Origin of the sequence: Flavobacterium sp. W20_MBD1_R3 (genome assembly GCF_052119725.1) — a bacterium.
In the GTDB taxonomy this organism is placed as follows: domain Bacteria; phylum Bacteroidota; class Bacteroidia; order Flavobacteriales; family Flavobacteriaceae; genus Flavobacterium.
Window position 1 is genome coordinate 1 of the sequence record NZ_JBGQOR010000012.1, and the last position, 21,762, is coordinate 21,762.

At 34.6% G+C, this 21,762-nt stretch carries 20 protein-coding genes; 10 read left to right on the forward strand and 10 right to left on the reverse strand.

The features are described 5' to 3' along the window. The 10 genes from hisC to ACEN2F_RS12890 all read left to right on the forward strand — a co-directional run. The coding region (gene hisC, locus ACEN2F_RS12845; RefSeq protein ID WP_441739716.1) for a histidinol-phosphate transaminase at positions 1–875 on the forward strand (875 nt) is incomplete at its 5' end. A gap of 17 nt (positions 876–892) precedes the next feature. Further along, a complete protein-coding gene (gene hisB, locus ACEN2F_RS12850; protein WP_441739719.1) occupies positions 893–2,029 on the forward strand; it encodes a bifunctional histidinol-phosphatase/imidazoleglycerol-phosphate dehydratase HisB in 1,137 nt (378 codons plus the stop codon). Between the two features lie 77 nt (positions 2,030–2,106). Then, the gene (hisH, locus tag ACEN2F_RS12855) at positions 2,107–2,694 is read left to right on the forward strand and encodes an imidazole glycerol phosphate synthase subunit HisH (protein ID WP_441739722.1); all 588 of its coding nucleotides are present in this window, start codon (positions 2,107–2,109) and stop codon (positions 2,692–2,694) included. A 14-nt stretch (positions 2,695–2,708) separates the two neighbouring features. Next, positions 2,709–3,431, forward strand: coding sequence for a 1-(5-phosphoribosyl)-5-[(5-phosphoribosylamino)methylideneamino]imidazole-4-carboxamide isomerase (hisA, locus tag ACEN2F_RS12860; RefSeq protein ID WP_441739724.1), 723 nt, complete (start codon positions 2,709–2,711; stop codon positions 3,429–3,431). Positions 3,432–3,530: 99 nt separating this feature from the next. After that, on the forward strand, positions 3,531–4,286 hold the full coding sequence (gene hisF / locus ACEN2F_RS12865) for an imidazole glycerol phosphate synthase subunit HisF (RefSeq protein WP_441739727.1): 756 nt from the start codon (positions 3,531–3,533) through the stop codon (positions 4,284–4,286). Between the two features lie 46 nt (positions 4,287–4,332). After that, positions 4,333–4,932: a bifunctional phosphoribosyl-AMP cyclohydrolase/phosphoribosyl-ATP diphosphatase HisIE gene (hisIE, locus tag ACEN2F_RS12870; RefSeq protein ID WP_441739730.1), complete on the forward strand. Its 600-nt coding sequence runs from the start codon at positions 4,333–4,335 to the stop codon at positions 4,930–4,932. Positions 4,933–5,058: 126 nt separating this feature from the next. After that, positions 5,059–6,204 carry an alpha/beta hydrolase gene (locus ACEN2F_RS12875; protein WP_441739733.1) on the forward strand — a complete coding sequence of 382 codons (1,146 nt, stop codon included), beginning with the start codon at positions 5,059–5,061 and terminating at the stop codon, positions 6,202–6,204. An 86-nt stretch (positions 6,205–6,290) separates the two neighbouring features. Next, positions 6,291–7,724, forward strand: a complete 1,434-nt coding sequence (locus ACEN2F_RS12880) for a leucyl aminopeptidase family protein (RefSeq protein ID WP_441739735.1) — start codon at positions 6,291–6,293, stop codon at positions 7,722–7,724. 408 nt (positions 7,725–8,132) lie between these two features. Beyond that, complete coding sequence (locus tag ACEN2F_RS12885) at positions 8,133–9,179, forward strand: alkaline phosphatase D family protein (protein ID WP_441739738.1); 1,047 nt, start codon at positions 8,133–8,135, stop codon at positions 9,177–9,179. 59 nt (positions 9,180–9,238) lie between these two features. Beyond that, a complete protein-coding gene (locus ACEN2F_RS12890; protein ID WP_441739740.1) occupies positions 9,239–10,894 on the forward strand; it encodes a M1 family metallopeptidase in 1,656 nt (551 codons plus the stop codon). Positions 10,895–10,967: 73 nt separating this feature from the next. Here the strand turns inward: ACEN2F_RS12890 and ACEN2F_RS12895 are convergent, their stop codons facing one another. The 10 genes from ACEN2F_RS12895 to ACEN2F_RS12940 form a co-directional block, all read right to left on the reverse strand. Next, a complete protein-coding gene (locus tag ACEN2F_RS12895; protein ID WP_441739742.1) occupies positions 10,968–11,843 on the reverse strand; it encodes a sugar phosphate isomerase/epimerase family protein in 876 nt (291 codons plus the stop codon). Between the two features lie 19 nt (positions 11,844–11,862). After that, positions 11,863–12,756 (reverse strand): hydroxypyruvate isomerase family protein, encoded by an 894-nt coding sequence (locus ACEN2F_RS12900; protein ID WP_441739745.1) that lies wholly within the window; start codon positions 12,754–12,756, stop codon positions 11,863–11,865. A 10-nt stretch (positions 12,757–12,766) separates the two neighbouring features. Then, positions 12,767–14,005 (reverse strand): nucleoside permease, encoded by a 1,239-nt coding sequence (locus ACEN2F_RS12905; protein ID WP_441739748.1) that lies wholly within the window; start codon positions 14,003–14,005, stop codon positions 12,767–12,769. Positions 14,006–14,062: 57 nt separating this feature from the next. After that, positions 14,063–14,800 carry a 3-keto-disaccharide hydrolase gene (locus ACEN2F_RS12910; protein ID WP_441739751.1) on the reverse strand — a complete coding sequence of 246 codons (738 nt, stop codon included), beginning with the start codon at positions 14,798–14,800 and terminating at the stop codon, positions 14,063–14,065. A 31-nt stretch (positions 14,801–14,831) separates the two neighbouring features. Beyond that, positions 14,832–16,289: a Gfo/Idh/MocA family protein gene (locus ACEN2F_RS12915; protein ID WP_441739754.1), complete on the reverse strand. Its 1,458-nt coding sequence runs from the start codon at positions 16,287–16,289 to the stop codon at positions 14,832–14,834. A 101-nt stretch (positions 16,290–16,390) separates the two neighbouring features. Next, a complete protein-coding gene (locus tag ACEN2F_RS12920) occupies positions 16,391–16,765 on the reverse strand; it encodes a c-type cytochrome (RefSeq protein ID WP_441739756.1) in 375 nt (124 codons plus the stop codon). Between the two features lie 17 nt (positions 16,766–16,782). Then, positions 16,783–17,835 carry a sugar phosphate isomerase/epimerase family protein gene (locus tag ACEN2F_RS12925; protein ID WP_441739759.1) on the reverse strand — a complete coding sequence of 351 codons (1,053 nt, stop codon included), beginning with the start codon at positions 17,833–17,835 and terminating at the stop codon, positions 16,783–16,785. A 39-nt stretch (positions 17,836–17,874) separates the two neighbouring features. Next, a complete protein-coding gene (locus ACEN2F_RS12930) occupies positions 17,875–19,038 on the reverse strand; it encodes a Gfo/Idh/MocA family protein (protein ID WP_441739761.1) in 1,164 nt (387 codons plus the stop codon). Positions 19,039–19,045: 7 nt separating this feature from the next. Continuing rightward, entirely contained in the window at positions 19,046–20,749 is a 1,704-nt protein-coding gene (locus ACEN2F_RS12935) for a GMC oxidoreductase (protein WP_441739763.1), read from the reverse strand. A 51-nt stretch (positions 20,750–20,800) separates the two neighbouring features. Beyond that, positions 20,801–21,364, reverse strand: a complete 564-nt coding sequence (locus tag ACEN2F_RS12940) for a gluconate 2-dehydrogenase subunit 3 family protein (protein ID WP_441739766.1) — start codon at positions 21,362–21,364, stop codon at positions 20,801–20,803. Between the last annotated feature and the right edge of the window lie 398 nt (positions 21,365–21,762).

Genomic DNA, 21,762 nt, shown 5'->3' on the forward strand with positions numbered 1-21,762 from the left:
CGAGTGTAAAAGAGGTTTTGGCAAAACAAAAATTTGTCAAGACGAATCAAATTTTATTAGGAAATGGAAGTGATGAAGTATTGGACTTGTTATTTAGAGCTTTTTGTGAACCAAAAACAGATAACGTAATCACTTTGCCACCAACCTACGGAATGTATGGTGTTTTGGCCAATATCAATGCTGTAGAAAATAAAGAGGTTTTGCTTTCAGATGATTTTCAACCGCAAATTGAGAAAATTATAGAAGCGGTTAATGAAAACACTAAAATGATTTTTTTGTGTTCACCTAATAATCCAAGTGGAAATTCCTTTTCGGATGAAAGTGTTGCGTATTTGTTGCAAAACTTCAAAGGTTTGGTTGTAATTGATGAAGCTTATATTGACTTTTCTAAGAAAGATAGTTGGAGTAATGAATTAGATGAATATCCAAACTTAATTATCACTCAAACATTATCAAAAGCGTATGGTTTGGCAGGAATTAGATTGGGAATATGTTATGCATCTGCGGAAATAATCTCGGTTTTAAATAAAATTAAGCCTCCATATAATGTGAATGAATTGACTCAAAAAAGAGCTTTAGAACGATTAGCAGATCCTGATAAAATAAAAGCTGAAATTACCTCAATAATAGATCAAAGAGAGCTATTACTTAAAGTATTACAAGATATAAAATTCATTAAAAAAATATATCCTACAGAAGCGAATTTTATTTTGGTAAAGGTAGACGATGCTAATAAAAGATACGGTGAATTGATTGCAAAAGGAATTGTAATTCGGAATCGTACAACCCAACCGTTATGCGATAATTGTTTGCGTTTTACAATTGGAACAGAGCAAGAAAATAGGAAATTAATTGAGATGTTAAAACAACTTTAAACTTTAAAATTTTTTTAATGAAAAAAATACTTTTTATAGACCGTGATGGAACAATGGTTTTAGAACCAAATGATTACCAATTAGACAGTTTTGAAAAATTAGAATTTTATCCAAATGCTTTTCAATATCTTGGTAAGATAGCTAAGGAATTGGATTTCGAATTGGTGATGGTAACCAATCAAGATGGTTTGGGAACTGATTCGCACCCTGAAATTAATTTTTGGCCGGTTCATAATTTAATTATGAAAGCATTTGAAAATGAAGGAGTTATTTTTAAAGAAGTATTTATCGACAAGACTTTTCCGTACCAAAATGCACCGACTCGCAAACCTGCGACAGGAATGTTGATGCAATATATTAACAATTCGGACTATGATTTAGTGAATTCGTTTGTCATTGGAGACAGAATAACGGATGTGGAATTAGCAAAAAACTTGGGTTCAAAAGCGATTTTCATTAATAGAGATGAAGCTTTGGGAGATGATGAAATATCCTCTAAAAGACATGAATTGGATTCGGTTATCGCTTTGCAAACTACAGAATGGAAAGCCATTTACGAGTTTTTGAAATTAGAGGAACGTTCTGCTTCCTTAGAAAGAAAAACGAATGAAACGGATATTTTCATTAATTTAAACCTTGACGGAACAGGAAAAAGTAAAATTGAAACAGGTATTGCTTTCTTTGATCACATGCTAGACCAAATTGCACGTCACGGACAAATGGATTTAGAAATTATAGTAAAAGGGGATTTAGAAGTAGATGAACACCACACGATTGAAGATACTGCAATTGCACTTGGAGAAGTTTTTGCAAAAGCATTAGGAAATAAATTAGGGATTGAACGATACGGTTTTTGTTTGCCAATGGACGACTGCTTAGCGCAAGTGGCTATTGATTTTGGAGGGAGAAACTGGCTAGTTTGGGAAACCGAATTCAAACGGGAGATGGTTGGAAAAATGCCAACGGAGATGTTTTATCATTTCTTTAAATCATTCTCCGATGGTGCTAAAGCTAACATCAACATCAAAGCAGAAGGAACGAACGAACATCACAAGATTGAAGCAATTTTTAAAGCTTTTGCAAAAGCAATAAAAGTAGCCGTAAAAAGGGATACGGAGAAGATGATTTTGCCAAGTACGAAGGGAATGCTTTAAAAATTATGAATTATAAATTATGAATTGTTAAGTGTTTAATACTTAATAAAACTTAATTTCTTAATGGTTAAAAAGAAATGAAAATAGTAATCATAAATTACGGAGCAGGAAATATTCAAAGTATAAAGTTCGCCATAGAAAGGTTAGGTTTTGAGGCTGTTTTGAGTAACGATTGGAAAGAAATTAAGGCTGCAGACCGGGTGATATTTCCGGGTGTAGGTGAAGCTAGTTTTGCAATGAAAATGCTTATTGAGAGCGGTCTTGATGTGTTAATTCCAACATTGAAACAACCCGTTTTGGGAATTTGTCTCGGCATGCAATTGATGTGCAACAAATCAGCGGAAGGAAACACTATAGGTTTAGGAATTTTTGATGTTGATGTGATTAAATTCACGCCAAAAGTAAAAGTGCCGCAAATGGGTTGGAACCAAATTTATAATTTGAAATCGCCTCTGTTTAAAGGAATTAAGGATAATGAATATATGTATCTGGTTCACAGTTTTTATGCTCCTAACTGTCCCGAATCTATTGCTACAACGGATTATGAAGTTGAATATGCCTCCGCATTGCTAAAGGATAATTTTTACGGAACACAATTTCATCCTGAAAAAAGCGGTGATATTGGAGAACAAATTTTGAACAACTTTTTGAACTTAAAACTTTAAACTTGAAATAAATTATGCGAATTATACCCGCAATAGATATCATCGATGGAAAATGTGTTCGCTTGTCAAAAGGCGATTACAATACCAAAATCATATACAACGAGAATCCGCTGGAAGTGGCTAAGTCATTTGAAGCACATGGAATAGAATATTTGCATTTAGTTGATTTAGACGGAGCAAAGTCGAGCCAAATTGTGAATTACAAAATATTAGAGCAAATTGCTACTCATACCAAACTGAAAATTGATTTTGGTGGTGGATTAAAATCGGATTCCGACTTAAAAATTGCTTTTGAAAGTGGAGCAAATCAAATTACCGGTGGGAGTATTGCCGTTAAGAACAGAGAGTTATTCGAAAAATGGATTGCTGAATATGGTGCTGATAAAATTATTTTAGGAGCAGATGCTAATAACGAAAAAGTAGCCGTTTCAGGTTGGTTAGAAGATTCAAACGAAGATTTGATTCCTTTTATAAAGGATTACCAAAGCAAAGGAATTAAGTACGTTATTTGTACTGATATTGCCAAAGACGGTATGCTTGAAGGACCATCGTTTGATTTATATGCTAAAATTTTGGAGGAAGCAAAGGGCATAAAATTGATTGCTTCAGGTGGAATTTCTACTTTTGACGAGTTGCCAAGACTAGCAGAATTGGGTTGTGAAGGAACAATAATCGGTAAAGCAATTTACGAAGGACGAATTTCGTTGAAACAGTTAGAAGAATTTATAATAAAATAGATTGTTTCACAAAGACACACAAAGTTGACACCAAGATTCGCCAAGAATTTTGTGAATCTCTGTGAAAACTTTGTGAATCTCTGTGTAATAAAAACAATAATGTTAACAAAAAGAATTATTCCCTGTCTCGATATAAAAAACGGAAGAACCGTAAAAGGTGTTAATTTTGTGGACTTGCGTGACGCGGGAGATCCAGTGGAATTAGCTAAAATATACTCAGATGAAGGTGCTGATGAATTAGTTTTTTTGGATATTTCGGCAACGGAAGAAAGAAGAAAAACCTTAGTTGATTTGGTACGAAAAGTAGCTTCAACGATTAATATTCCGTTTACTGTTGGTGGGGGAATTTCATCTGTTAGCGATGTTGAAATACTGTTGCAGAACGGAGCTGACAAGGTTTCGATTAATTCATCGGCAGTGAAAAATCCACAACTGATAAATGATTTGGCACAAAAATTTGGAAGTCAATGCGTGGTTGTTGCGATTGATGCCAAGCAAATTGACGGTCAATGGATTGTTCATTTAGTGGGCGGAAAAGTGCCAACTGAATTGAATTTATTTGACTGGGCCAAGGAAGTTGAAGAACGCGGCGCAGGCGAAATCTTATTCACGTCAATGGATAATGACGGAACTAAAAACGGGTTTGCTAACGAAGCTTTGGCTAAATTGTCAGAGTTAGTTAATATTCCAATTATTGCTTCTGGTGGTGCGGGAAACATACAGCATTTTGTAGATACTTTTTTGGATGGAAAAGCGGATGCAGCATTGGCCGCAAGTGTATTTCATTTTAAAGAAATTGAAATCAAAACATTAAAAACAGCCCTTAAAAATAACAATATCGAAGTACGAATTTAATTTTTTGACTTTAAGACATTCGACTTTAAAACTTTAGACTAAAAACATGAACATAGATTTTTCAAAAAATACAGATGGATTAATTCCAGCGATCATTCAAGATAGCGAAACCAAAACGGTTTTGATGTTGGGTTTCATGAATGCTGAGGCGTATCAAAAAACGGTTGATACTAAAAAAGTAACCTTTTATAGTCGCACGAAAAAAAGGCTTTGGACAAAAGGGGAGGAAAGTGGTAATTTTCTAAATCTGATTGACATCAAAAACGACTGCGATAATGATACATTATTAATACAAGTAAAACCAGAAGGACCAACGTGTCATAAAGGAACTGATACATGCTGGGCTGACGAAAACAAAACTGATTATGGGTTTTTATCAACATTAGAAGATACAATTCAACTTCGAAAGGAAAATGCAGATTCGGAAAAAAGTTATGTGGCATCTTTATTTAAGTTGGGAATGAACAAAATTGCTCAAAAAGTTGGCGAGGAAGCAGTTGAAGTAGTCATCGAAGCAAAAGATGATAATGACGATTTATTCTTGGGCGAAAGTGCTGATTTACTTTTTCATTATCTTATTTTGTTGCAAGCAAAAGGTTTCAAATTAGATAATGTTGTTGATGTTTTAAAAAGTCGCCAGAAATAAAGCTATTACTTCAATGATTAATAGTGCTAAAGTCCAATAACATATTGATTTGTTATTGGACTTTTTTTCTTTTATTTGAAAAAGCAATCCAGTATATTTACTTTTATTTTCAATTACAATACCACAATGCAAGTGATAAATTTAGATAATACCACATTGATGCAAGAATTAAATGATTCCACAATAAATACTGGACTTCACATAATTCTGACAACTGACGAAGATGATTCTCGACTGGTCTATATTTCAGGAAATTTCAATAAATGGCGAACACAAGATAAAGAGTTTGTGATGGAAAAGATTGGTAACGGTTCTTATCATTACAAATTTTCTCATGATTTTGATTATCCTGCTATGCTTTTGTATAAATTTACAAAAGGAGATTGGAGTGAGGTTGAAATTGACAGCCATGGAAATCGAACCGAAAATCGCTCGACAACTGCACATACTGGCATACAAAATGAACATGTTGCCAGATGGAGGAAGAACTGGTTGCCATTTAAACAATCGTATTTACCACAAGTGCAGTTGATATCGGATGAATTTAAAATTCCGCAACTCAACAAAACCAGAAAAATTTGGGCGCTTTTACCACATGATTATGATAATTCGAGTGAGAGTTATCCGGTGATGTATTTGCAGGATGCCCAAAATTTATTCAACGAAAAAGCTGAATTTGGAAATTGGGAAATTGACAAAAAACTGGCAGTTATGTCCGAGTATAAAATTGGAAAAATAATAATTATTGCCATTGAACACGCTGAGGAAGATCGTATTAAGGAATATAATGTAGGGAAAACAGTTTTGGGAAAAGGGCAAGGTAAGAAATACATTCGTTTTGTGACAGATACACTAAAACCTTACGTAGACACTAATTTCAGAACTAAAAAAGAACGTGAATTCACAGGAATAGGAGGAAGTTCGATGGGAGGATTGATCAGTATTTTTAGTGGTCTTAGAAATCCGGAAACATTTGGTAAACTGATGATTTTTTCACCATCACTTTGGGTGGTGCCAGAACTAGAAATTGACGCAAAAAAAGCGAATACATGCGACACTAAAGTATATTTATATGCCGGTGGTGATGAAAGTAAAACGATGATTGAGCACATAAAAAAGTTTCAGAATGATATACTTTCGAACCAATTTATAGAAGATAAATCCCAAATTAATTTAAGTATTAACAGGCAAGGAAAACACAGCGAAACGTATTGGAGTGATGAATTTCCTAAGGCAATCGAGTGGTTGTTTTTTAATACAAAAAATTCGTAAACGCACAATTTATTACAACTTAATATTAAGAATAAAGCATACAGAATTCTATAAAATTCAATCAAAAGCTATAAAAATTAAAGAAAATGATAACAAAAACAATTATAAATTTAGATAGTTTTTCAGGTACAATTTTGATTCCGGTTTTTGAAACGTACTCGAAAAGTATTATTCCCATTGCTTTTAATGGATTGGAAATTGCATCTAAAGTTTTTTTTGGAAAGAAAGACACGCACTACTTAGCTGAAAAGGATGATAATATATATATATTTATAGGTTTAGGAAAAACAATTGATTATAAATCTTTAAAAACCATTTTTAGACGTATTTCATCCAAACAGAAAGAAAATTTCAGTTCAAATGTTGCGTTAGTTATACCAGAACAATGTGTTGAAGAACAGGTTGAAGCGATGATTTCCGGTTTGCTTTTAGGAACGTATAATTTAGGTCATTTTAAATCCGAAAAAGAAGAACATCCTTTTTTAAATTCTGAATTTACCTTGAATTTGGTAACGGAGAATGATTATTTGGCTGCAGCCAAAAAAGGAATTAAAATTGCAAAAGCGCAACTGAGTACTTACAACTTGGTCGATTTGCCACCTAACACCATTAACCCAAAATACTTGGCGAATTGGGCCAAGGAAACTGGAGAAAAATATGGATTTGATGTTGAAGTTCTTGGTTATGAAGCTTCAAAAATAGTTGGTCTTGGTGCATTTTTGGCAGTTGGAAAAGGAAGTGAAAATGAACCACAGTTTATTATCATGAATTACACTCCAACTACCGAAGTTAAACACATGAAACACGTTGGACTTGTTGGAAAAGGAATCACTTTCGATACTGGAGGATTAAACATAAAAACAGCCGGAATGGTTCACATGAAATGTGATATGGCCGGTGGTGGCGCTGTATTCGGGGCGATGCAACTAATTGCTGATTTACAATTACCTATAAAAGTAACTGCAATTGTTCCTTGTGCTGAAAATGCTGTGGATGCCAAATCATTTTTACCTAGCGACGTAATTCACAGTTACAGCGGACATTCAATAGAAATTATTGATACGGATGCTGAAGGCCGACTTGTTTTAGCAGATGGATTATCGTACTTAATTAAAAATTTCAAACCTGAATATATCGTTGATATTGCCACACTTACCGGAAGCAGTGTGGCAACTCTAGGTTATGAATGTGGTGCTTTGTTTACCAATAATGAAGAAATGGCGAAGAAACTGCAAGAAAGCGGAGATACAATAGGGGAACGTTTATGGCCTTTACCGCTTTGGGATGTTTATAAATCAGATATTGAAAGCGATATCGCCGATGTTAAAAATTATAGCGGAAAACCAGTTGCCGGAGCCATAAGTGCCGCTAAATTTTTAGAATATTTTACGCAAGAACATAAAGCTTGGGCACATCTTGATGTGGCTGGTGTGGCATTTGGAGATGATGAATTTGCAAAGAGTAAGCATGCAACTGCATTTGGTGTTCATTTATTAACCAAATTCATCGAAAAGCTATAACCAGTGGAAGACTCAAAAATCTTTCTAAGCATTTCAAATTATTTCAAAGGTGCCGATTTTTTAATTAATTTGAAAATTTGTTAACAAAGGCTATGTAGTGACCAGTGAAAAACTGAGAGATAAGCTTCGGACAAATCAAAATATAAATAAATTTTTATATGGAGGGGGTAGGACACTCATTTGGATTTACAACATCTGTTTCTGAACTAAACTTTCGGTAGCACCATTGTAGATTTTGATTATCTTACTACGATAACTAAAATAGTATAGTATGACTACAAAAAAAAGCAACTGTTTCAATTGAGGCGGTCGCTTTTTTATTTAAAGTTCAGTTAAAGTGTAGGTACACTATTTTGTATACCTTCGTCGAAATTTTAAATGGTACTACAAACACAATTTCTTTATTTTATGAAAAAAATATTTTTTATATTTAGTTTGACACTTTTTATTGGCTGCAAGTCCTACGATAATACTAGTCTAATTAAATCTCAAAAACCGGTTCAAAATGAATATTTTAGTATTGCTTTTGGTTCTTGTGACAATCAGAGGATAAAAAACGAACTTTGGCCAGCAATAGATGAAAATCATCCGTCCTTCTGGATTTGGGGAGGTGATAATGTGTATTCAGATACCGAGGATATGCAATTTCTTAAAAACAATTACGAAAGTCAGAAACAGGATGCGGATTATCTCAAATTTATTAAAGATAAAATAGTTGTGGGAACGTGGGATGATCACGATTTTGGTGCCAATGACGGTGGTGAAGAATATCCTTTTAAACGAAAAAGCCAACAGTTATTATTAGACTTTTTAGGAACTTCACAAAACGCACCGGAACGAGATAGAGATGGTGTTTATTCAACTAAAACAATTAATATTGATGGAAATAAAGTAAAAATAATAGTATTGGATTCTCGTTTTTTCAGAACTGCACTCACTAAAGCTAGCGATTCAAAAAAGCGTTGGCAACCTAATAAATATGGTGAAGGTACTATGTTAGGAGAAACGCAATGGAAATGGTTGGAAAAAGAACTTAGAAATTCTGATGCACAATTTAATGTAATCGTCAGCAGTATTCAATTTCTTTCCAGTAAACATGGTTTTGAGTCCTGGGGGAATTTTCCTCATGAAATAGAAAAATTAGAGCAATTAATAGTTTCCACTAAAGCTAAAGGTACTTTTATAATTTCGGGAGATCGCCATATTGCTACATTTTCCTCTAAAGATATTACGGGGTTAGCGTATCCGTTAGTAGATTTTACCTCGAGTGGATTAACACACACTTATACTTCTTTTTCTGGCGAAGAAAATCCTTATATAAAAGGAGAGGTAATTAAAGACATTAATTTTGGTTTATTAAAATTTGACTTTAAAAATGATAAAGTGATCATGGAAATTCGCGGAAAAGAAAATGCGCTCTTGCAAGAATATGTTCAAATCTATTCTGGAAAATAAATTTCAGGAATTTTATTTCTACAGTTTTAAAGTTTATTTTTGTCTAAAGTAAATTCACTATGCAAAAACATTTCAGTCTTATTTTTATCTCTTTCCTTATTTTTAATGGTGTAAGTGCTCAAGGACTCTTGGAAAAAAAAGAGGAAATATTCACCAGACAAGATACTTTGCGTGGCAGTATTACCAAAGAAAGAGCGTGGTGGGACGTAAAAAACTACCATCTTGATATAAAAGTAAATCCTGCAGATAGCACTATTTCAGGTTCCAATACTATAAAATATCAAGTTGTTCAGGAATACAAGACAATGCAAATTGATTTGCAAAACCCTATGCAAATTCATAAAGTCATTCAGGATGGAAAGGCTCTAAAATACAGAAGAGAAGGAAATGCTTTTTTTATTGAATTACTTGCTCCTCAAATAAAAGGATCCATAAAAGAATTAACGATTTTTTATGGAGGCAAGCCAAAAGTTGCTATAAATCCGCCATGGGACGGGGGAATTACTTGGAAGAAAGACAGTAATGGGAATCCTTTTATTGCATCTTCCTGTCAAGGACTGGGAGCTAGTGTTTGGTGGCCTAACAAAGATCACATGTATGACGAAGTGGAGAATATGTTGATTAGCGTGAATGTTCCTAAAAATTTGACTAATGTATCTAATGGACGATTGCTAAGTGTCAAGCAATTAAAGGACGGTACTAAAACCTACAATTGGTATGTTTCTAATCCAATCAATAATTATGGAGTAAATATAAATGTTGGGGATTACGTTTCATTTTCAGAAAAGTACAAAGGAGAAAAGGGTGATTTAGATTGTACCTATTATGTTTTACGGGACAATTTGGCAAAAGCCAAAAAACAATTTCAGGATGTCCCAAAGATGTTGAAAGCCTTTGAACACTGGTTTGGTCCTTATCCATTTTATGAAGACAGTTATAAATTAGTTGAAGCTCCATATTTGGGAATGGAACATCAAAGTTCAGTGACTTACGGAAATAAATTTCAGAACGGCTATTTAGGACGTGATTTGAGTGGAACCGGTTGGGGATTAAAATTTGATTTTATCATTATTCATGAATCTGGACATGAATGGTTCGCCAATAATATTACGTATAAAGATATTGCCGATATGTGGATTCACGAGAGTTTTACCAACTATTCAGAAAGCCTTTTTGTAGAATATTACTATGGGAAAGAAGCGGGATTCGAGTATGTGAGAGGAACTAGAAAAATCATTGAGAATGACAAACCTATCATTGGGAAATACGACGTAAATAACGAAGGCTCAGGTGACATGTATGCTAAAGGTGCAAATATGCTGCATACTATACGTCAATTAATAAATGATGATGAAAAATGGAGAGGAATATTGAGAGGTTTAAACAGTACTTTTTATCACCAAACGGTAACTACTAAACAAATTGAAGATTATTTAAGTCAGCAAGTTGGAATCGATTTATCATCAGTTTTCAATCAGTATTTAAGAGATACCAGAATTCCAACATTAGAATATTTTTTCAAAGATAATCAGCTTGGATATCGATGGACAAATTGTGTTGCTGGATTCAATATGCCTGTGAAAGTAACGCTGAATGGGAAAGAAGAATTACTTCAACCAGAGACAGAATGGAAAAATGTTGCAGTAAATACTGAAAATTCAAAACTAGAAATAGATAAAAACTTTTATGTAGCCGGTTTTAATATTACCGAGTAAGTTTCAGAATAAATTATAAAAAAAGGGATACAATAAGTATCCCTTTTTTTATATTTATTATTTTTTAAAACATTTAGATTAAATTCTTCTTAATGTAATTAAAACTTGTTACTGCAGATTCTATTGGATTGGGTTTATAATTTGATTCGTGTTCTAAAAAGAAACGTTTCATTCCTGCAAGCTCGGCTTGTGCAAAAAGTGATTTGAAATCTATAGATCCAGTTCCTATTTCAGCATTCCAATCTGGATTTACTTTGTCCATATCTTTTACGTGCCACATTTTGAAACGCCCCGGATATTTTTTAAATAATTCAAGAGGGTCATTTCCAGAACGAACTGCCCAATATAAATCCAATTCAAAATCAACTAAATTTTTATCTGTTTCGTTCAATAAAATCTCATATCCATTCGTGGAACCAAATTTTGTAAATTCAAAATCATGATTGTGATACGCTAATTTTAAACCTCCAGCTTTACAAAGCTCGCCCACTTTGTTGATTTGTACTGCTAGTTTTTTATAGGCATCACCAGTAGTTCCTCTCAATTCTGCAACTATATACGGTATCGTTACATATTCACTTCCCAATTGATTTGCTGTTTCTACATAAGATTGGACAAGATCCGTAGAACCATCTTTAATCATCGAATTAAAATCAAAATGATTACTCGTTGCTTTTAGACCATTATCATCTAATATTGATTTAAAATCACGTACCGAAGTTCCAAAAAATCCTTTGTCCACAGCGTATCCAAAAGTCTCCACTTCAGTAAACCCAGCTTTACCAACTTGGGATAAAACGCCTTTTACATCTTTTGGTAGCGTATCACGGAGTGTCCATAATTGAATTCCGATAGCTCTCTTTTTTGATTCAAAGGCAAATGTAGGTGCAATGGCTAATGCGCCTAATGCTAAACCAGTATTTATTAAAAATTCTCTTCTTTTTATCATGGGTTATTTTTTAGATTAGTTAAATATCACATATTGCAATGGCTTGTTTCAATGAAGCCAGTTTGTCTGGGTTTTTAGGAATAAATTCTTGTCCTACAAATCCTTTAAAACCAGTTTCTGCAATTGCTTTCATAATTGCAGCATAATTTAATTCTTGTGTGTCATCAATTTCATTTCGACCTGGAACACCTGCCGTATGATAATGAGCAATATATTGATGATTGTCTCTAATATTTCTAATCACATCTCCTTCATCAATTTGCATGTGATAAATATCATAAAGCAATTTGAAGTTTTCAGAATTTAAACGTTTTGCTAATGCTACTCCCCATGATGTTCGGTCACATTGGTAATCTTTATGGTCAACTTTGCTGTTTAACAATTCCATTACTAATACAACACTATGCTTTTCAGCCAAGGGAAGTAGTTTCCGTAAACCAATAACACAATTATTCCAACCTTCCTCATCTGTTATTCCTCTTCTGCTTCCGCTAAAGCAAATTAGATTTTTATAACCGGCTTTCGCTACTAACGGTATCATTTCAGTATAGTTTTTTAGGAGTGTTTCGTGGAATTTTAAATCATTAAAACCATCCACTAAATTTATCTCGGCGCCATTGCACATTGTTGAAACCAAATCATATTTTTTTAGAGTAGGCCAAGATGCCGGCCCTACTAAATCTATTCCGGTAATCCCAATTTTTTTAGCCTCAATGCAAAGTGTATCCAAATCAAGACTATCAAAACACCAGCGAGAAACGGAATGATTAATATTTCCTTTCAGTGAACCTAAGGATATTTCTGAATCATTTTTTGGCATAGCCAAAGCAGAAAATCCAGATGGAATTCCCATAACCGCTGTTCCGGCTAATAGTCCCTTTATGGCAGATCTCCTGTTTACGTTAGTACTCATTTTTTATTATTTATACAGCAGAAGAAACTTCTTTTGTTTTGTTTTTATCATTGAATAGAAGAGCAAAAAGGACAAACACAACGATAGCAATACCAGCAGGAATAATCCAGACCATTTGCCAGTTTACAGCCCCATCTGCCATTTTATAATTGTCCGTTATCCATCCTGCAACAGCAAAACCAATTAACATTCCAACTCCGTAAGTGGCTAAAGTTATCAAACCCTGAGCGGCACTTTTGTATTTCTCTCCCGCTTTTGAATTGGTGTAAATTTGGCCCGAAACAAAAAAGAAATCATAACAAATACCGTGCAGCGCAATGCCTATAATCAACATGAAACTTAAATCATTTCCATTTCCATAAGCAAATAAAACATAACGAATTGCCCATGCTAACATCCCGATCAAGATCGTTTTCTTGAAACCAAAGCGGGTAAAAAATACAGGAATCAATAATAAGAATAAAGCCTCGGATATTTGACCAATGGCCATTTTTCCAGTAGGATTTTCGACTCCGGCTTCTGTTAAAAAGAGATTAGCGTTTTGATAATAAAAAGCAAGCGGAATACAAATAAGGATTGATGAGATAAAAAAGATAGCAAAGTTCCTGTCTTTCAATAATTTTAAAGCATCAAGACCTATAATATCTCCAATTTTTATTTTTTCATCACTCACCTTAGGTGGTGTTTTTGGTAGCGAAAAACTAAACAGACCTAAAATAAATGCAGCAATACCAGCTAGTAAAAAGGTATTTTTGAGTAAACCTGAACTGATTCCTTCGGTAGAATCCCAATGAAAGAAATAACTGATTGATAAACCGGCAATAATCCAACCAATAGTTCCCCAAACTCTGATATTTGCAAACTCTTTCTCCGGATCTTTCATTTGATTAAAAGAAACTGAATTTACTAACGCTAATGTTGGCATATATAAAATCATATAACTTAAAACGTAGGTATAAAACATTCCAACTTCTTCTGACTGATACATTTGGTACATTAAAAATGCGCCGATAAGATGTAGTATTCCTAAAATTTTCTCCGCATTAAAATATCTGTCGGCTATTAATCCTATAATGAAAGGAGCTATAATGGCACCCCATGATTGTGTCGAAAAAACGGCAGCAGTTTCTGAACCGGAGGCTTTTAAATTATTTCCCAGAAATGTTCCAAGAGTTACAAACCATGCGCCCCAGATAAAAAATTCCAGAAACATCATTATGGATAATTTAATTCGGATAGTACTATTCATTAGTTAGTAGGTTTTTTATTTTTTGGTTTTGGTTATTTTTTATTTTTTAGAGATCAATTACATGCCAGCTTCACATCCAGTTGTAATTTTCATGGTATTCCATTCTTTTATCATAATGTTTCTGAACCATACATTATCTCCGTGATCCTGAAGTGCAATTTTACCCTTTTTGAATGCTGCAAAACCTGGCCAAGTAGCGAATTTACTTCCAGCTACTATAGTTTTAAAATTAGCATCCCAAAGCGTAGTTTCGACAACTTTTACGCCATTCAATAACATTGTCAGTTTTCCGAATTTACAAACAATATCAACGGAATTCCATTCTCCAACCGTTTTTACAGGTTCTGAAGTGCTTTTTACTAAATCATATAAATCTCCTGAACGATGTTTTTCAATTTTTCCGTCAGGATGACCCTCGTTATCTAATACCTGCATTTCTAGACCCGTTTCATACGTATTTTTGAATTTTGTCAAGTCCTCATTCACATAAAAAATAATACCGCTATTAGCATTTTCTGCTACTTTCCATTCTAATTTCAAATGAAAATTTTCGTATTCTGCATCAGTTACTAAATCGCCTCCTTGTCCATTTTGGGCAGCAGTTGGATCAAAATGTAAGACACCGTCTTCAACTTTCCAACCAGACCCAGCTGTTTTTTTTCCATAATTGTGCCATCCGGTTGTTGATTGTCCGTCAAATATTGATTTAAATCCTTTTGGAACGGGGGCTTGCTGTGCATTTGCAGTTTGAATTAAAATCATAACAAGTAATGAAGTACAAATATTTTTAATCATTTTTAAATTTTTGAATTAATGACAACCTTTTTTATAATGTTAAAGCTTTCCAACCTTGACGATAGTCGCGTTTTACAAATTGATTTACTTCATCAAAATTTGTTATTCTCATGGCGTCATTATCCCATAATAATTTTGCTGAACGTCCTGGGTACACTTCTTCTCCAAGTTCTTCTCGCATTACATCGTATCCTCTAATTGCAAGATTTGCCATCAGTAAAGCTTCCGTAAGTGGTCCGGCAATTTCAAAAGGAGAACTTAATTCTTTTTTTCCATAACCGGCAATTGCAGCCTCAACCCATTGTCTGTAATGGCCTTCAGCACCATCTTTTACTCGGGCATATTTTTGAGCTATTTTTAGGTTTTCATTTTTGCTTAGAGGAAGTAAACGAGGATTTAAACCATACGTGTCACAGATCATTTTTCCTTTTGTCCCGGTGAATAAAGTTCCATTTCCTCCGTCGCCAAAAATTTCATTAGGTCCTAATTCAGCAGGTCTTTCCGGTTGAATTCCTCCATCCATCCAGTGTACTGCAATGTCACCATTTGTTTTCTCTGTTTTTGGAAAAGTTAAGGTTACGTGACTTGAAGGAGGACAACTTTCAGGGAAATACCCTCTTTGAAATTCATCTACATAAACGGAACCAACGCTGCATTGAACATCTTTTGCATATTGTAAGTTCAATACACTAAAAGGCGCTTCTAGTAAATGGCAACCCATATCTCCTAATGCTCCAGTACCATAATCCCACCAACCACGCCAGTTAAAAGGAACTAATTTATTTACATAGTCTTTATAAGGAGCTGTTCCTAGCCATAAATCCCAATCTAATTCTTTTGGAATATCCGATTTATTTGCAGACCAAGGAATACCTTGGGGCCAAACCGGTCTGTCGGTCCAAGCATGAATCGTATGAACATCACCAATTAAACCAGCTTCATACCATTCTTTCATAATTCGTGTACCATCATTTGAGGCACCTTGATTTCCCATTTGGGTTACCACTTTATATTTTTTGGCAGCTTGAGTCAAAATACGCGCTTCATACATATCATGCGCCATAGGTTTTTGAACATATACATGTTTCCCTAGTTGCATTGCGGCTAGAGCTTGTATGGCATGATTATGGTCAGGGGTAGCAACTGAAACTGCATCAATATTTTTATGTTCTTTATCTAACATTTCGCGCCAATCTTTATAGAACTTAGCCTTAGGAAATGCATTTACACTTGCGGCAGCTCTTCTGGTGTCAACATCACATAAAAACGATATATCCGCTTTTCCACTGCTGGCAAACATAGCAATATCAGATTTTCCTTTTCCACCAACACCAATGCTGGCTATTGATAAACGATCACTTGGAGCAACAAATCCTCTTCCAAAAACATGACGGGGGACAATCATAAAAGCTGCTGCGGCTATAGCAGTTGTTTTTATAAAATCACGACGGGTACTTATGATTTTATTTTCTTCTTCTTTTTTTTTCATTTAATTTTAATACGATTAGTTAGTAGTAATAAAATAGTTTTAGTAATGATTTATTCCTTCAATATTTTAAATAAAAATACGATATACGGCAGTTTTGAATCTTATTTTTTTAAAGATAAAATGTATTTTACCATGGAGTTTGCATCATTTTTTTTCAGTGAAGCGTGCGCAGACATTGGTATAGGACCCCAAACTCCAGAGCCACCTTTTATAATTTTACCAGATAAATAGGCAACGTTTTTATCATTAGATTCGTATTTTTTGGCAATGTCTAAATAGGAGGGACCTATCAGTTTCTTGTCCAATTTATGGCATCCAATACAATCTGATTTAGCAATTAATTTCTCGCCTTCAGAAGATTGAAAAACTAATGTTGATTTTATAGTTGTTTCAACATATTTATCTTCTGAATTATCATTTGTAAATGAGGTTAGGCCAATTATTGCAACCCCAAAAAAGAAATATTTTAATTTCATTTTATTGTATTTAAGTTTTATAATCCTAAGTTTTTTTTGTTAAAAGCTGGATTTGTTTCTACCGCAGCAAAATCATCAAAGGCTTTGTCAGTAACTTTTATAATGTGATTCTTTATAAATTCGGCACCTTCACGGGCTCCATCTTCTTGATTTTTAATACAACATTCCCATTCCATAACAGCCCAACCCTTGAAATCATATTGGGCTAGTTTACTGAAAATAGTTTTAAAATCGATCTGACCATCGCCAAGAGAGCGGTACCGTCCTGCACGATTTGCCCAGTTTTGATATCCTCCAAAAGTCCCTTGTTTTCCTGTTGGGTTAAATTCAGCATCCTTGACATGAAACGCCTTGATTCGTTCATGATAAAAATCAATATATTGGATGTAATCTAATTGTTGTAAAACAAAATGTGACGGATCATAAAGCAAACACGCTCTTGAATGATTGTTTACAGCCTTCAAAAACATTTCATAGGTTTCCCCATCAAATAAATCTTCTCCCGGATGAATTTCGTAACAAAGGTCTACACCATTACGATCAAATTCATTTAAAATGGGCAACCATCTTTTAGCCAATTCAGCAAAACCGTCTTCTACTAAACCCGGTGGTCTTTGTGGCCATGGGTGAAAATACTGCCATAGCAAAGAACCGCTAAAAGTTGCATGTGCATTCAAACCTAAATTTTGGGATGCTTTAGCCGCATATTTCAATTGTTGGACAGCCCACTCTTGTCTGGCTTTAGGGTTTCCATGAACATTTACAGGAGCAAAGGCATCAAAAAAATCATCGTAAGCAGGATGAACTGCAACCAATTGACCTTGTAAATGAGTTGATAATTCAGTAATTTCTAATCCATAAGAAGCAATTGTTCCTTTGAGTTCATCAGCGTAGGTTTTACTTTCTGCAGCTTTTTGCAAATCAATAAATCGGCTATCAGTTGTAGGCATTTGTATCCCTTTAAACCCTAAATCAGCAGCCCATTTACAAATTCCATCTAAGGAATTAAAAGGAGCATTATCATCTATAAACTGTGCTAAAAAGACTGCAGGTCCTTGTATTGTTGTCATATTATGTTGTGTATAAAGCTTTTCCGAATTGCTATTGTATTACAAAACGAAAGAAGTCCATTTTTTATCTGATTGCGAAGATGCAACTACATTATCTATAAAAGCCATTCCTCTAACTCCATCTTCAACAGAAGGGAAGTCTAACATTTCTGGAGTAGGTTTTGTCCCATCTAATTTGCAGCCCAGCGTTAAGGCAAAGTTTCTATAAATATTAGCGAATGCTTCTAAATAACCTTCAGGATGTCCGCCTGGAGTTCTGCAATTGTGTGTTGCAAATGAAGACAAATTAGCATAATTAGATCCTGCTCTTAAAACTTGAGTGGGTTCATCTAACCATTTAACCATCAAAGTGTTTGGATCATGTTGCAACCATTCGATTCCGCCTTTTTCACCGTAAACTCTTATTCTTAAAGCATTTTCTTCCCCAGCAGCTACTTGTGAAGCCATTAAAACTCCTTTCGAACCATTGTCAAATTTTAACAATACAGCGCCATCATCATCCATTATGCGCCCTTCTACTAATGTATTCAATTCTGCGCAAACCGCTGTAATTTTGGATCCTGTAATGTATTCAGCTAAATGTGCTGCATGGGTACCAATATCTCCCATTACGGAGCTTTTTCCCGATTTTTTTGGATCAGTTCTCCAAGCAGCTTGTGCATTTCCGTCTTTTTCAGAAAGCGTGCTTAGCCATCCTTGTGGATATTCAACCCAAACTTTTCTAATTTTGCCCAGTTTTCCTTCGCTGACCATAGCTCTCGCTTGTTTGACCATTGGGTAACCAGAGTAGGTATGTGTTAAACAAAGGATTAACCCTGTCTCTTCTACTTTTTGTTTCAATAGTTTTGCTTCTTCCAATGAAAAAGTCATTGGTTTTTCAAGTACCACATTAAAACCATAATCCAAAGCCATCATTGCAGGTGCAAAATGAGCAAAATTTGGAGTGACAATAGTAACAAAATCGATTCTTTCTTCAGCAGGTAAAGCAGCTTCCGTTTTTATCATTTCTTCGTACGTTAAATACGTTCTTGATTCTGGAAGAAACAAAGCTTTACCAGATGCAATAGCTGTTTCTGGTCTAGTGCTTAATGCTCCGCAAGTCAATTCTATAAGTCCATCCATATTGGCGGCTAAGCGGTGAATTGCACCTATGAAGGCATCTTGGCCACCGCCTACCATTCCCATTCTTAATTTTCTCATCATAATGAACCTAAATATTTCCTTTTTTTAATTCTTTTACAGCGTAATCACAAGCACGAGCCGTCAAAGCCATAAATGTTAATGATGGATTTTGGCAAGCAATAGAAGGCATACAAGCACCATCAGTTACAAATACATTACTTACTTCGTGCATTTGATTCCATTTATTTAAAACAGAATCTTTAGGGTCATTACCCATTCTGGCAGTACCCATTTCGTGGATAGCCATTCCAGGGTAATAGTCATTATCATAGGTTCTTACGTTTTTGATTCCTGATGCTTCCAGCATTTCTGCAGCATCATTCATCATATCTTCCCGCATTTTAGCTTCATTTTCTTTAATTTCACAGTCAATTGCTAAAACAGGTTGACCCCATTTGTCTTTTTTAGTATGATCTATATATACCTTATTTTCGTAGTATGGTAGCATTTCTCCAAAACCACCCAATCCCATACTCCAAGAATCAGCTGGTAAAGACATCGTAGATTTGAAATTTTCACCAAAAGCCAATTCGGCTACTTCTTTATGCCATAATCCTCTGCTGGCGCCTCCTTGATACCCAAAACCGCGTAAATAATCTCGTTTATCGCTACCCACATTTTGATATCTTGGAACATAAATTCCGTTGGCTCGTCTTCCGTAGGTATATTTATCTTCAAAACCTTCAGCTGTTCCTTCAGCACCACAACGAAAATGGTGATCCATTAAGTTATGTCCCAACTGTCCACTGGCGTTACCCATTCCATTGGGATGCGCTTCAGAAGTCGAATTTAATAAAAGGAATGTTGATCCTAAAGTGGATGCGTTTACAAAAACAATTTTAGCGTAAAACTCCATGGTTTCATTTGTTTCTGCATCAATAACCATTACACCTTTTGCTTTTTTAGTGTCTTTATCATAAATAATATGATTCACAATAGAGTAGGGCCTAACGGTTAATCTATTGGTAGCCATAGCAGCCGGTAATGTAGATGATTGCGTGCTGAAATAAGCTCCAAACGGACAACCACGACTGCAAAGGTTTCTGTATTGACAACTACCGCGTCCTTTGTGGGGCACTGTTAAGTTAGCTGTTCGCCCAATTGTAAGAATACGCGTTTTATTATAATGTTTTTCTAATCTTTCCTTAACTGATTTTTCTACACAGTTTAAATCCATTGGAGGCAAAAATTTTCCATCTGGTAATAAAGGCCAGTTTTCGGCTTGACCACTGATTCCTACAAATTTTTCTACGTAATCATACCATTTCGTAAGGTCTTTATAACGAATAGGCCAATCATTTCCATGACCATCTTTTGCATTATCTTCAAAATTGTGGTCACTGAAACGGTAACTTTGGCGGCCCCACATTAAGGATTTACCACCTACATGAAAACCTCTGTACCAGTCAAAACGTTTGTCTTCTGTGTATGGGCATTCAATATCGTTCACCCACCATTTTTCGGTGGCTTCATTGTAGGGATAATCTCTTGTTTGTACGGGATGAGTGGCAATTTGTTCTTGTGTCAGTTTTCCTGCGCGTTCAAATTCCCATGGCGCTTTCATCGCCGATTCATAATCTGTAATGTGTTCAATATTCATTCCTCGCTCTAGCATCAAAACCTTTAAACCTTTTTCAGTAAGTTCCTTTGCAGCCCAACCTCCACTAATTCCTGATCCCACTACAATAGCATCGTACGTATTTTCCTCTTTTAAATTGGTATTTATATTCACGGGTTGTATTTTTTATTTAATAAATAGGTGTAACAAAATGGTTCAAAACAATTAGTTGGTAGCCCAAGCTTTTTGTCCTGGTTTATAGTCTGCACTTCCGTCATAACTGCCAGGAACGGGAAGGTATTCACGTGCTTGTGTACAGCCTATTTCTGAAGAATAATATCCTAAAAGAGTTAAATCTCTTGCAATCAAAAAGAAAGAAGGTGCTTTATTAGTTGCAAGTGCTTCGTCTCTCAAAGAAGTCATTAATTGCTGACGCTCTCCAACTGACATTGTCAAGAAATTTTTATTAAAATCAGTAGTGCATTTTGCTTGCATTTCTTTCATTCCAGAAGCAAAAATCTCTTGCATTTGCGCGGGATAGCAATCTCTAATAATCATTGGTATAAATGATCCAAGTCCTGCTGCTTTTGCTCCAGCCGAAGAGGCTGTCGTGGGAATAATGATATCGGCGAATTCAGCCAAAATTTCTTCATCCGTAGCAGAAAAAGATACTCGATTTTTTTCCTTGTCGGGCAAAGTAAAACTTTCAAACAAAACGCCCATCGTAGTTGCTGAGATTGCGCTTCCCATCAAAAACGCAACGCTTTTAAGTGCTTCTCTTCTATTCATTTCCTAATTATTAAAATTATTGATTCTTCTTAATTTATTATAACAATACAATAATAAAGAAAAAAAAAGGAGGTTAATTTTTTTTATGTTAAAATATTGAATAATTCCATTTTTTTCAAATTATTAAGGAAATCGCTTTAAAAAATTCATTAAACTACGGTTTGAATCAACGAAAACAAGGATATAATTATATTTATCGGAACAAAAAAGAAGAAAAAACAATGTTTAAAAACCTCTAGTCGTAAAATTAACAAGGTTTTAATTATATAATATCGATGTAAATTTGTTTTACAACATTTCAATGCGTTAAAATGACAGTATTGATAAAATAAATGTTCGATTGAGCCAATGAATATTCCCAGCAAACGGATAGAAAAAAAGTGTTTGTGTTTTGTTTT